The sequence below is a fragment of the Pseudomonas sp. LBUM1655 genome (assembly GCF_059716085.1).
Map to the genome: position 1 here is coordinate 132,418 of NZ_CP166801.1, position 13,166 is coordinate 145,583.

9 protein-coding genes are annotated in these 13,166 nt (G+C 59.3%); 3 read left to right on the top strand and 6 right to left on the bottom strand.

All coding sequences use genetic code 11. The features are described from left to right. Nucleotides 1–649 precede the first annotated feature (649 nt). Nucleotides 650–2,530, top strand: a complete 1,881-nt coding sequence (locus tag ACA074_RS00645; RefSeq protein WP_401264635.1) for a methyl-accepting chemotaxis protein — start codon at nucleotides 650–652, stop codon at nucleotides 2,528–2,530. A 147-nt stretch (nucleotides 2,531–2,677) separates the two neighbouring features. On the opposite strand, the gene ACA074_RS00650 is transcribed toward ACA074_RS00645, so the two are convergent. From ACA074_RS00650 to ACA074_RS00670, 5 genes are all read right to left on the bottom strand, one after another. After that, a complete protein-coding gene (locus tag ACA074_RS00650) occupies nucleotides 2,678–3,145 on the bottom strand; it encodes an SRPBCC family protein (protein WP_497615856.1) in 468 nt (155 codons plus the stop codon). Nucleotides 3,146–3,167: 22 nt separating this feature from the next. Continuing rightward, nucleotides 3,168–6,563, bottom strand: a complete 3,396-nt coding sequence (locus ACA074_RS00655) for an amino acid adenylation domain-containing protein (RefSeq protein ID WP_497678247.1) — start codon at nucleotides 6,561–6,563, stop codon at nucleotides 3,168–3,170. A gap of 10 nt (nucleotides 6,564–6,573) precedes the next feature. Continuing rightward, entirely contained in the window at nucleotides 6,574–7,503 is a 930-nt protein-coding gene (locus tag ACA074_RS00660) for a diiron oxygenase (protein ID WP_497678248.1), read from the bottom strand. Further along, nucleotides 7,500–8,273, bottom strand: coding sequence for a DUF3050 domain-containing protein (locus ACA074_RS00665; RefSeq protein WP_401264646.1), 774 nt, complete (start codon nucleotides 8,271–8,273; stop codon nucleotides 7,500–7,502). Before ACA074_RS00665 ends, ACA074_RS00660 begins: the two co-directional genes overlap by 4 nt. 761 nt (nucleotides 8,274–9,034) lie before the next feature. Further along, entirely contained in the window at nucleotides 9,035–9,745 is a 711-nt protein-coding gene (locus tag ACA074_RS00670; RefSeq protein WP_401264649.1) for a GntR family transcriptional regulator, read from the bottom strand. Nucleotides 9,746–9,943: 198 nt separating this feature from the next. On the opposite strand from ACA074_RS00670, the gene lapG reads away from it, so the two are divergent. Both lapG and lapD read left to right on the top strand, forming a co-directional pair. After that, nucleotides 9,944–10,636, top strand: a complete 693-nt coding sequence (gene lapG / locus ACA074_RS00675) for a cysteine protease LapG (protein WP_187680324.1) — start codon at nucleotides 9,944–9,946, stop codon at nucleotides 10,634–10,636. Between the two features lie 14 nt (nucleotides 10,637–10,650). Beyond that, complete coding sequence (lapD, locus tag ACA074_RS00680) at nucleotides 10,651–12,597, top strand: cyclic di-GMP receptor LapD (protein WP_187680323.1); 1,947 nt, start codon at nucleotides 10,651–10,653, stop codon at nucleotides 12,595–12,597. Between the two features lie 127 nt (nucleotides 12,598–12,724). Here lapD and ACA074_RS00685 read toward each other — a convergent pair whose 3' ends face one another. Beyond that, nucleotides 12,725–13,063: a hypothetical protein gene (locus tag ACA074_RS00685; RefSeq protein ID WP_038369138.1), complete on the bottom strand. Its 339-nt coding sequence runs from the start codon at nucleotides 13,061–13,063 to the stop codon at nucleotides 12,725–12,727. Nucleotides 13,064–13,166 lie beyond the last annotated feature (103 nt).

Below are 13,166 nucleotides of genomic sequence, written 5' to 3' on the forward strand. Positions count from 1 at the left end.
CCGAGACCCCTGTCTGCTAACGCAGACAGGGGTTTTCTCGTTTACGGGCTTGCTAAAAGTAGACGATCAAACAGCTTTGCGAGCCTTGCTGATACGGCACACCAGATGTAGACGCCAATCCCTGATAGTCCTCAATCAAAACATCCAAGCTTGCGATCAATACTTGTCCGCTGATACCAATGATCGAATACAAGCATGAAAATCTGCTCCCAGATATGACAAAGCCAGCCCCTGAACTTCAAGGGCTGGCTTTTTTATGCACAACGCATTCGCTTGGAACTGATAGCAGGCTGTTGGGCTGTTGCTGCGACGTTGCGCTTCGCGCATGTAGCAAAAATTCAGACTCGCGTAGGGCGCCACTCAGGACTCGATGGTCAGACTGCCCTTAAAGCTTACAGAATATGCAACTGGCGCCCAGGCATCAGTCAAAAACACCACGCGGCGAACGCTCTAGCACGCCGTTCGGCGGGAATCTTCCGCAAATGCCATCCATTTTCCGCACAGCCCTAAGATTTCTCCGACTCGTGCCGACAGACTGGTGAGACATGCGTGCACCAAATCAGAGCAGCCAGAAGAACGCTGCCTGCGCTGTACATGGAATGTTGCATCCCGGAACGCATCCCCACTTTTGCATAAGAAGTCCCATGAAATGAATCTCAAGTTCAGCCATAAAATCCTGTTGGCCGCCTCGGGCGTCGTGGTCCTGGCTTTCGCTTTATTCACTCTCTACAACGACTATCTGCAGCGAAACACCATTCGCCAGAACCTCCAATCCTCCGTGCAGCAGGCCGGTGATCTGACCGCCAGCAGTGTGCAGAACTGGATGAGCGGGCGGATTCTGGTGCTGGAAAACCTCGCGCAGAACGTTGCCCATCAGGGCAAGGACGCCGATTTCCCGGGCCTGGTTGATCAACCGGCCTTCACCTCGAACTTCCAGTTCACCTACGTCGGCCAGGCCAACGGTGTATTCACCCAGCGCCCTGACGCGAAGATGCCGGACGGCTATGACCCACGTCAGCGTCCTTGGTACAAGCAGGCGGTAATCGCCGACAAAACCATGCTGACGCCGCCGTACATGGCGGCGGTCGGTGGCCTGGTGGTGACCATCGCCATGCCGGTGAAGAAGAACGGCGAACTGCTCGGTGTGGTCGGTGGTGACCTGAGCCTGGAAACCCTGGTAAAGATCATCAACTCGGTGGACTTCGGTGGCCTCGGCCATGCGTTCCTGGTTAGTGCCGATGGTCAGGTGATCGTCAGCCCGGACAAAGATCAGGTGATGAAGAACCTGAAGGACATTTATCCGAACTCCAGCGTACGCATCGAGAAGGGCAACCAGAACGTGCTGCTCAACGGCCAGGAACGCATCCTGTCGTTCACCCCGGTCAGCGATTTGCCGAATGCTCAGTGGTACATCGGTCTGTCGATCGATCGCGATAAAGCCTACGCCGCACTCAGCCAATTCCGTACTTCGGCGCTGATTGCCATGTTCGTTGCGGTGGGCGCAATTGCGCTGTTGTTGAGCCTGTTGATCAACGTGTTGATGCGTCCGCTGACCACCATGGGCCGCGCGATGCAGGACATCGCTCAGGGCGAGGGCGATCTGACTCGTCGTCTGGTCGTAGAAAGCAAAGACGAATTCGGCGAACTGGGCAGCTCGTTCAACCAATTCGTTGAACGGATTCACGCGTCGATTTCTGAAGTGTCTTCGGCAACCCGTCAGGTCCATGACCTGTCGCAACGGGTGATGGCGTCGTCCAACGCTTCCATCGTCGGCTCCGACGAGCAAAGTGCGCGCACCAACAGCGTGGCCGCGGCGATCAACGAACTGGGCGCCGCCACTCAGGAAATCGCCCGCAACGCCGCCGATGCTTCGCAGCACGCCAGCGGCGCGAGCGAGCAGGCCGATGACGGTCGCCAAGTGGTTGAGCAAACCATTCTGGCAATGACCGAGTTGTCGCAGAAGATTAGCCTGTCGTGCACCCAGATCGAAACCCTGAATGCCAGCACCGACAACATCGGACACATCCTCGATGTGATCAAAGGCATCTCGCAGCAGACCAACCTGTTGGCGCTCAACGCCGCCATCGAAGCGGCACGTGCCGGTGAAGCCGGGCGTGGCTTTGCGGTGGTGGCGGACGAGGTGCGTAACCTTGCCCATCGCACCCAGGAGTCGGCGGAAGAGATCCACAAGATGATCACTTCGTTGCAGGTCGGTTCGCGTGAAGCGGTGACCACCATGAACGCCAGTCAGGCGTCCAGTGAGCAGAGCGTTGAAGTGGCCAACCAGGCCGGTTTGCGTCTGGTCAGCGTGACCCAGCGCATCGGCGAAATCGACGGTATGAACCAGTCGGTAGCGGCCGCCACTGAAGAGCAGACCGCGGTGGTGGAAACCCTCAACGTCGACGTTAACCAGATCAACCTGTTGAACCAGCAGAGTGTGGCCAACCTCAACGAAACGTTGAAGGATTGTGATGCGTTGTCGCAGCAGGCCAACCGCCTGAAGCAGTTGGTCGACAGTTTCAAAATCTGACCTTAAGTCAGACCGCGTTATCGTTCATCGCGGGCAAGCCCGCTCCCACAGGATTCTTGGCGAACACGAAATGTGTGAACGACTTGGACTCTGTGGGAGCTGGCTTGCCAGCGATAGCGGTAGCTCAGTCACCGCCAAACCAAAGCATTAAACAAACAGCTTCAAAACATTCCCCATCGCATCATCGGCAAACCCCTGCACAAAATCCTTGAACCCCGGCAGCGCCTCGGCCCCACCGCTGGCAGGCTCGGCAATGATCGTCCAGGTCGCCCGCGACTTCCCCGCACCCAACGGCTCCACATTCATCGCCGCCCACAGATTGGCCACGCCCAAGGTGTTGTAGATCGTTGTCCAGGTCATGCTCCGCGCCTGTTCATCGCGGGAGTTGAGTTGCTCGACCACCACGTTGCCGTCCTTGAAGCATTTCTTGCGCAGCGAGGACACGCCCTCGCCGGTCAATTCAATGTGCGACAGCGCCGGGATGAATTGATCGAAACCGCCGAAGTTGCCGACCACTGCCCAGACTTGCGCGGCGTCTGTCGGCACTTCTACCGAAGACACAACGTGGCAGCCGTGAGGGTTCTTGATCAGGGTGTCGGGTTGCAGAGTGCTCATGGTGTTGCTCCTTTTTGATGAACTAGATGAAGTTGATTTCTTTCAGGTAATCGCAGCCACGACGCAGCAGCGCCGGGGATTTTTCCGGGTAGTGCGCGCCCATCTGCTGGATGCCGGCCTCGGCGTTGGCGTGGCCGATCAGGGAGATGTCGCCGATGTCTTCCTCGAAGCCGTTGAGGTAGAAACCGAGCACGCCGAACAGCGCGTTGTCGGCATCGACTCGCCCCAGTTGCTGCTGCCAGTCGGCGACGCTGACCAGCGAGAACTCGCTGCCGGTATCGCGAAACGAGGCGACGTAGGCGTCCCAGCTCAACGGCTCGGGGTTGTGCAGGTTGAACACTGCGCGTTGCGCCGAATAACGGCTGGCGTGGAAGGCTATGAAGCGGGCGAGAAAGTCCACCGGCATCAGGTCGAAGTTCAGCGCGAAGGCCGGCACCTGCCCGAGCTGGATCGAGCCTTTGAGCATCAGCATCAAGCGGTTTTTATGTGGCTGGCAGACGCCACTGAGGCTGTTGAAACTGATGTTGCCGGGGCGGTACAGATTGACTCGTACCCCAAGCGTTCGCGCCCGTTCAAGGATGCGTTCACCGACCCATTTCGACAGGTTGTAGCCGTTGCGAATGTAGATCGGCGGCGTAGGCGCGGCGGGCAGTTCCAGCACCCGGCCCGCGTCATCGACCGTGCTTGAAGCCGATAGCGTCGAGACGAAATTGAAGACCTTTTTGCTGCGCCCTTCGCAGAGGCGCAGCAGTTCGAAAATCGGCTCGACGTTGTCCGCCGCCAGTGACTCGTAATCGAGCACGTGATTGACGTTGGCAGCGTTGTGCACCAGTGCGCCGAACTGTTGATCCAGCCGCTGATAATCCACGTCGCTCAGGCCCAATTGCGGACGCGCAATATCCGCCGCGTAAACCCGCACCCGACTCAGGTCCAGATGCTCGAGGCGGTTCTCGCGCAGTGCCTGAGCAAAGCGCTGCGCCGCTGTTTGTTCGGCACCGTCGCGCACCAGGCAGGCCACTTCGCTGGCGCCCCAACCGAGCAGCGCCTCGACGATATGCACACCGACAAAACTGTTGGCACCGGTGACGATCACCTTGTGCACATCGCCCATACGGCTTATCGGCAGCGGTTCGATATCCAGCGCCCGCTCAGCATCGGCCATGGCCTGGGCGCTGAGCACGGCGCTGTCATCGGTGCCGCGCACCAGCGTGGCGAGTTTGATGAGAGTCGGCAGTTCGATGAAGCGATTGATCGAGATGCTGCGGCCGAATTCTTCACGCAAGCGCAGCAACATCCGCGACAACAGAATCGAATGGCCACCGAGATTGAAGAAACTCTCGTCGGTGGAAATGTCGCTGGTCGGCAATTCCAGCAACTCGGCCCAGATATCCAGCAGCAGTGCTTCGTCTTCATTGGCCGGCAGGCATTTCGGGCCGCTGTCCTGCACGTTCACCTGCAGTTCCAGCAGCGCTTTGCGGTCGACCTTGCCATTGCTGGCGAACGGCATGTTCGGCAGTTCGGTCCACGCCACCGGCTGCATGTAGTCCGGCAGAAATTGCTGCGCGTGGGCCTTCAGGGCATCGCGAGCGTCGTCTGATTGAGGCAGGGCGAGGAACGCCAGAATCCGCCGCTGACTGTCGATCACCACAGCGATTTGTCGGTACAACTGGCTCTCGCGCAGACAGCGCTCGATCTCTTCCGGCTCGACCCGGAAACCGCGGATCTTCACCTGATTGTCGCGCCGGCCGCACAGCTCGATGCCGTGCTCGCCCCACTTGGCCATGTCGCCGCTGCGGTAAGCGCGCAACTGCTGGCCGTCCGGTAGCTCCAAGGTCAGATAGCGCTCGGCGGTCTGCTGCGGATTGTTCAGGTAACCGAGGCAGACACCGGGGCCGACGATGAAAAGTTCGCCCACGGTCTGCTCGATCACCGGTTGCAGATCATCATCGAGAATCAGCACCTGGCTGTTGGCGATCGGCGCGCCGAGGGTGCGGTTGCTGTCGCCGGGTTTGAGTTGCCGGGCGGTGATCAGCACCGTGGCTTCGGTGGGACCGTAGAGGTTGTGCAGTTTGCCCTGACGCGTGAGTTGCTCGATGACGAATGGCTCGCAGACATCACCGCCGGTCATCACCTGTTGCACGCCTTGCAGTTGCTCCAGCGGCAGGATGCTCAACAGTGCTGGCGGCAGGAAGGCGTGGGTCAATTGTCGGCGGCGGATCAGTGCGACCAGTTGCAGCGGATCGCGCCGTTGCGTGTCATCGGGCACCACCAGTTCGGCGCCCATGAGCAGGGTCGGGAAGATGTCGATCAGCGACGAGTCGAAACTCAGCGAAGAGAACTGCAAAACCCGACTCTCGGCCTGCATTTGCGTGTAGTCGGCGTACCACGCAGTGAAGTGCGCGAGGTTCGCTTGACTGAGCAGCACACCCTTCGGGTGTCCGGTGGTGCCCGAGGTGTAGAGCGCCATGCACGGCGCATCGAGTTCGGGGCGCTGGCGCATCAACGGTTGCGAGAGGTCGGCGTGGAGGCTGTCGATACGGCTGACATTCAGCCCCGGCATCCTCTCGCTCAGCGGATGTTCACCGTCATGCAGCAACAGCAAGGCGCCGGCGTTCTCCAGGATGTATTGCTGGCGCTGCAAGGGATGGCTCGGCTCCAGTGGCAAGTACACCGCGCCGCTGCCGAGAATTGCCAGAATCGAGGCGAACAGCGCCGGGCTTTTCGGCAGGCAGATGCCGACCACCCACGGTTGTGGATGCTGGTCGAGCAGGGGCTGCAAACGCTGTTGAATCGCCCGGCTATGGGCGTGTAACTGGCGATAGCTGATCGTCTGTTCGGCGAGGTGCAGCGCTGGTCGCTCGGGGTGATTGATCAGGCTCTGTTGCAAGCGCTCGATCAGCGGGATTTGTGCCTGTTGCAGCAGCGCCGGATTCGCCGTGGCGTTGAGGCGATGGACGTAGGCCAGGCTGTCGAGGTACAGCAGGTTTTCCATCCGTTCGAAATCCGGCGCAGTCACCGTAGCGGCCTGTTGGAAGTAGTCCGTGTCGCGGGAGTAGCGGCTGACCAGCAATGAAACCTCGTCCACCAGCTGCGTCAGCACCCTTTGTCGCAGTACCTGACCGTTGCCGGACGGCTCATCGCCAATGGGCACTCGGCTGATCAGCGACGAGCCGAGGAAACACAGCAGATCGAGTGTCGGCAAACCTGCAACGCTCTGCGCACCGATACCTAAACGCAGATGCAGGTGTGGGATTGCGCAGAAATCGCCGGCGGCAATGAAGCCATCGTCGATGATCAAATCCATCGTCGATTTCGCCGCGCCACTGCGCGTCAATGTATGCCCGTGTTGTTCAAGTTCCTGCGCCAGGTCGGTCATGGCCTGGCTGGCGCCCATCAGCAAAATGTCGAGACGTTTCATGTCGGCCTCCTCAAACCAGGTAGTCGCGCAGGGCGTGCTGCACGCACGGCGTGTCGAGCAGCGAGCTGTTGTGGAAGAACTTGACGATGTTGCCCACCAACGGGTGATGGCGATTGATCGGGAAGGCCAGGCCGGCGATTTCGTCCCGGAGCGAACGCCGTGTGGCTTCGTTGACCGGGAGGGCATCGATCAGTCGCAGGTCGAAGGCTTTCTGGATGTCGTTGGTCAGGTAATGGCCGATGAACACCGGCAGGATCTGCGCGATGGTGGCGCGATCTGCGTCGCTGGCGGTGTGCCAATAGATGCGCACCATCCGCGCCCAGAAACTGGAGTGGCGGCCCTCGTCGAGCAGGTGGTCGGCCATCAGGCCCTTGATCGATGGCTTGACCGTATCGTCCCGGGCGAACGCTGCGACGTCGCCGGTCACGGTGTTCTCGGCGATGGCCACGCAAATCAGCTCCACAGCGCTGCGCAGGTGTTCCGGCGCCAGTGCCACGGCCGTGGGAATCGCTCGGCTCAGCTCGATTTCGTCGGGTAGCTGAATCGGCGCGATGCCGGTCATGGCCACCGTTTGCTGCATGAAATCCATCGCCACCAGGGCGTGGTAATCCTCATCGACCACGACGGTCATCGCGTCATAACGGCAAGCGAAAGGAAACGCGACGGCGAAGCGGTTCTTGGCGATGCTGCGCGCGGTTTTGTCGACGATTTCGGTCTCGAAAATCACCACATCGTTGATGAACTTGTACAGCGTCTGCACCAGAGCGAAATCACGCTGCTCGGGGCAGTCGCGCAGGAAGGTTTCGCTGAGTACCAGCGGTTGGCGACTGAGCGGATAGATCAGGCGCTCGTCGTTTTCCAGTACACGGCGCGGGCGAGTGCGGATAGTCGCGCGGCTTTCCCAGGCATCGGCGAACGATTGATAGTCGGCGGCGTTCATTGGGCCACCTCCGTCAAGGGTTCGCGCATGCTCACGCGCAGGCCGTCCCACAGGGCGATGCGGCTTTCGACGGCGGCGATGGCGCTGGCGTAGACCTCGGCTTCGCGCTGCGGGTCGCCATCGACCAGACGCTCAAGCAAGTGTTCAGCCGCCGGGCCGTGATCCTCGGAGTCGACCTCGATGTGCCGCTCCAGGTAGTAGCGAAAGGTCGGCGCCTGTTCGATGCCGATGCCCCAGTCGTCCAGAATTCGCTGGAACATGGTCGGGATCACACTTTCGCGGCCATGCAGAAACGCAGCGGCCACGCTGTGCCCCGGTGCATGCAGGGCAATGCGCAGAGTGTCGCGGACAAACTGCGCGGCGGCAGGATCGACCTCGACGCTTTGCAGTGCCACGTCATAGCTCACGCCTTCCTGTTGCAGCGCGACGAAGCGTTCCACGGCCGAGGTGCTCGCACCGACTTCGCGCATCGCATCCAGGTACAGCTCGAAATGGCTGTAATGACCGTGGCTCAAACGGTTGTCGGATTCCTCACCGAGGACAATCTCGTTGATCAGGCGGGCGGCATGCGGATCACGCGGCGGCAACCAGGGCAGACGAGTACAGGTCAGTTCCTGTTGCAAGCGTTTGGTCAGCGACATGAAATCCCAGACGGCAAACACATGGGTTTCCATGAAACGGCGCAAAACCGCCAAGGAATCGATTTCAGCGAAGATCGGGTGAATGCTGAGTTCGGATTTTTTCAGGGCGAGTTGTTCTTTAGTTGGCATCTTGGTTGGCCTCACAGTTGTTGGAATAGTGGGAGTCGCTCATTCAATTGCGCAATAACGGATAACAACGGCGTGTATGTTTTTTGGTCGAGCTAAAGCCTCATTCGAGTCGATGAAAATTTTGCTATTCGTGCCGTTAAAGTGCTGTTGGCTTGATGCCTTGGCCGGTATGGCCTTGATCGAGTGTCTTGATGAACCAGGCGTGGTACGCCGGGTCGGAGAAAAGCTAATACATCGCAAAACAACTTAACAAGTATATTTTCAATTATTTTTAGTTGTGTGTTTTTCAAGTATGAGAGTCACCGATAAAACTATTTGAATAAGTTTTATTGGGGCGAAGTTGCTCCTTTCAGTCAATAAAGACCAAAATCGAATAAACAGAGTGAATGCCTCACTCGAAGCAGCTTTTTAATAAAGAGAATGAAGTTATTTGAGGGGATGAAAGTTGGCCCGGTACGACGCCGATTCTTTCCTTTTCCCGTGACAAGGCTCCTTCCGTAGGTTCCTGTTGCGGGGACTGCGCCGACGGTGCGGTGCGTCGCCCGTTCTTTATTGGTTTGGCCGTTCAAGAGTGAGGGTAAATGGCCGCCACGGCTATTACCGATTCATCACCGAGAAGGGTGCAAATATCGGGCTGATTGGCGCAGGGAGGTTAGAGCGAAGATGTGGATATGCCAGTGGATTCGTGGCCGGGGAACGGGGGATTTGTAAGTGGGTTATTCGCCGGGCGGACGCAGTGGTCTGATCCCGGCGTGGAAGTTTCAGCGCGCGGCTTTGCGGCTTTGGGCGGCAGGGCTGGCGAGATAGCGGGTGATGACCTCAACGCCGCGGTTGAGGTGTTGTTCGAGCAATGTGATCGAGTGTTCGACATCACGCTCGATGACCGCTTGCAGCATCGCGCGGTGGTCCTCTTGGGACAGCTTGCCCAGGCCCATGGCTTCGAGATTGAAGCGCAGGAAACGCTCCTCCTCGTTGAGACCCTCTTCGACCAGCCGCAGCAGACGCTGGTTGGGTGCCTTTTTGTACAGCGCCATGTGGAACAAGCGGTTTAGCCGGCCGATTTCCGTGTAATCGTGTTGGGCCTCGAGCTCTTCGATATAACTCGCTGCCTGTGCGTGATCGGCAGCGGTCAGTCGCGGAATGGACTGACGCATGGCTTCGGACTCTAGCAGGATCCGCAACTCGTAGGTTTCCGTGGCATCGCCCTGGATCAGCGGCGCAACCACGGCGCCTTTGTGCGTGGTGACGCTTAACAATTCCTGCGCTTCGAGCTGGCGCAAGGCTTCGCGCACGGGCATGCGACTGACCCCGAACAGATCGGCCAGATCCTGCTGGCGCAACGCTGTGCCGCATGGCAAACGCCCATCAAGGATGGCGGCGCGCAAGGTTTCTTCGATGACGGACCGAGCCAAGTGTGCGGGAATCGGCCCGTCGACTTTGATGCTGTGCAGCGGTTTGGGCTTCTGTGTCACGACTACGCACCCTGTATGTCGGCTTGATTTGGATCCAAAGGACACTAGTGATTGCTCTACAGGTTGTCAAACCGTGTAACGGTTCAGTGCCTTCATCAGTTTAGCGCGGTCGCGATGATCTCATGGTGCCATTGTTTTTTACCGGGCTAAGCTTCACCATCAAACGCTTTCCTTCCTTCCTGCCTCTGGAAACCTGCTGTGGCGGTATGTTTCGCGATCCCCCGGACTCTGCGCTGGCTAGGCTGCGCACTGTTGCTGGCCGGCGTCATGCTGGGCGGTCTGCATGCCGATTGGGATTTTTCCGCGATCAGTCGCAAAGCTACAGCACTTTATGGACCACTGGGCGCCGGGCAGCAGCGAATCGATGCGTGGCAAAATCTGCTGGCCACGCAGAAACAGGTCGGCGAGATGGAAAAGCTCAAAGTGGTTAACCTGTTTTTCAACAAGCAGGTGCGTTACGTCGAGGATATCGACCTGTGGCACGAGGTCGACTATTGGGAAACCCCTATCGAAGCCTTGTGGAAAGGTGCCGGCGACTGCGAAGACTATGCGATCGCCAAGTATTTCAGCCTGCGCCATCTCGGGGTATCCAGTGACAAGCTGCGCATCACCTACGTCAAGGCCCTGCGCCAGAACCGCGCGCACATGGTGCTGACGTACTATGCCACTCCCGATGCCATGCCATTGGTGCTCGACAGTCTGATCGATCCGATCCAGCCGGCGGCCCAGCGAACCGATTTGCTGCCGGTCTACTCTTTCAATGCAGAAGGTCTTTATCTGCCGGGTGCCAAAGGCAACAAAAAGGTCGGAGACACTAAACGCCTGTCGCGCTGGCAGGATGTGTTGAAAAAAATGCAGGCCGAAGGTTTTCCGGTCGAGTCGATTAACTAGGAGCACGCGCTCAGATGTCTTTGTTCAAACAGCTGTTGATCGCTATCTGTCTGTTCCTGGTGGTCGCCTTCACCGGCAGCTTCATGGTCAGTCTGGAGAGCTCGCGCACCCAGTACGTCAATCAGTTGCGCTCCCACGCCCAGGACGCCGCCACGGCGCTGGCGTTGTCGCTGACGCCGAATATCGACGACCCGGCGATGGTCGAGCTGCTGGTCAGTTCGATTTTTGACAGTGGTTATTACGCGAGCATCCGCGTGGTCGATCTGAAGACCGACCAGACCATCGTCGAGCGCAATGGCATTCCGGCGGTCACTAATGTGCCGGACTGGTTCGTCAACCTGATCGGTCTGGAACCGGCTGGTGGCGATGCGCTGGTCAGCCGTGGCTGGGAACAGGCGGCGCGGGTCGAGGTGGTCAGCCATCCGATGTTTGCCGTGGCCAAGCTGTGGCAGAGCGCGCTGGGCAGCCTTGGCTGGTTGCTGATCTGCGGCGCGCTGAGTGCCGTCCTCGGTGCGTTGCTGCTGCGCCGGCAGTTGAAGCCGCTGGATTACATGGTCAAGCAGTCCCACGCCATCGCCCGTCGCGAATTTCTCAGCCTGCCGGAGCTGCCGCGCACGCCGGAGTTGCGGCGCGTGGTGCTGGCCATGAATCAGATGGTCGAGAAGCTCAAGGCGCTGTTTCAGGAGCAGGCCGAGCGCAGTGAAAAACTGCGCGCCGAATCCTATCAGGACAACCTCACCGGTTTGGCCAACCGGCGCTATTTCGAAATGCAGCTGAACAATCGGGTGAGCAATCCGGAGCAGGCCAGTTCCGGTTACCTGCTGCTGTTGCGGGTCAAGGATCTGGCCGGGCTCAACCAGCGGCTTGGCGGTCAGCGCACCGACGAACTGCTGAAAGCGGTCGGCGAGCAACTGTCCCGCGAGTGCGCGAAGTACCCGGAAACCCAGAACCTCGTCACCCGTATTCGCGGCGGTGAATTCGCCGTGCTGGCGCCGGGGCTGGTGCGCGAGGAAGCGCTGCAACTGGCGCAGAACCTCGACAGTGCGCTGAGCAGTCTGCACGCCACGGGCGCGACAGATGTGCCGGCGGTGGCCTCTATCGGCCTGGCGCCATTTGTTCACGGCGACTCGCCGCAAGCGGTGCTGACGCTCGGCGATCAGGCGCTGGCGCAAGCTGAAGGGCAGGGCGAGCAGAATTGGGCGTGCATTGATCAAAGCCTCACGGCGGATGTCGGCGACGATCACCACGCCTGGCATCGCTTGCTCGATCAGGCGTTGAGTCAGCAGCGTTTTGAACTGTATTTCCAGCCGGTGGTGGCCGCTCAGGACACGCAACTGGTGCTGCATTACAAGGTGTTGTCGCGCTTGCTCGATGATCAGGGCCAGACCATTCCCGCCGGGCGTTTCCTGCCGTGGCTGGAACGCTTTGGCTGGACCGCGCGACTGGATCGCTTGATGCTCGAACGCGTGCTGGAGCAGATGAAAGAACATGAAGATTCGCTGGCGCTGAACCTGTCCTCGGCAACCCTGGCCGATCCGCAGGCGTTGAACAAAGTGTTCGAGATCCTGCGCGCACATTCCAATCTCGGCGAACGCCTGACCCTGGAAATCGGCGAAGAGCAATTGCCGGAACAAGCGGTGCTGGAGCAGTTGACCCGGCGTCTGCGTGAACTTGGTTTCTCGCTGAGCCTGCAGCGCTTCGGCGGGCGCTTCAGCATGATCGGCAACTTGGCGCGGCTGGGGCTGGCGTACTTGAAGATCGATGGCAGCTACATTCGCGCGATTGATCAGGAAAGTGACAAGCGTCTGTTCATCGAGGCGATCCAGCGGGCGGCGCACAGCATTGATCTGCCGTTGATTGCCGAACGGGTCGAAACGGAAGGGGAGTTGTCGGTGATTCGCGAGATGGGCCTGTATGGGGTTCAGGGACAGTTGTTCGGTGAGCCCAAGCCCTGGAAGTAATCTTTTAGTGCGGTGGTGTCAGTGATGCCGCCTTCGCGAGCAGGCTCGCTCCCACATCTGAAATGCATTCCAATGTGGGAGCGAGCCTGCTCGCGAAAGGGTCAGTCCAGTCACCCAAGGTCCCGGGTCAGATCAAGCCGCCTTCATCTTCATCAATGAGCTGGCTCAACCCACCCAACGCTTCCCGCGCCTGGGTCCGATCCATCAATTTGGCCTGCGCCGCTGGCGGCAGGTCGGTGACGCGGATCACGCCTTTCTGGGTCAGCACCTGAATCAGGTCGTCGAGTACCCGAATCATTTCAAAGTCGCTCTGCTTGAGCTGTTTGAGGCTGTTTTCCACGGCTTCGTTGGCGTACCACGCCTGGATTTCATGGTGATCGGCCGGCAGCGTTTCCGTGGCCTCGGCGTACGCTGCGGCTTCCACGCGAATCAACTGGCCTTGCGCATCGCGTTGCACGTAAAACATTGAGCATCCCTCGGAAATGAACCAGCGTCATGCTGTCAGCAGCATAGCCAACTGCGCGCAAGTATGCGGTGCGGCGATGAAATCGTCACCGCTTCGCCGGGCG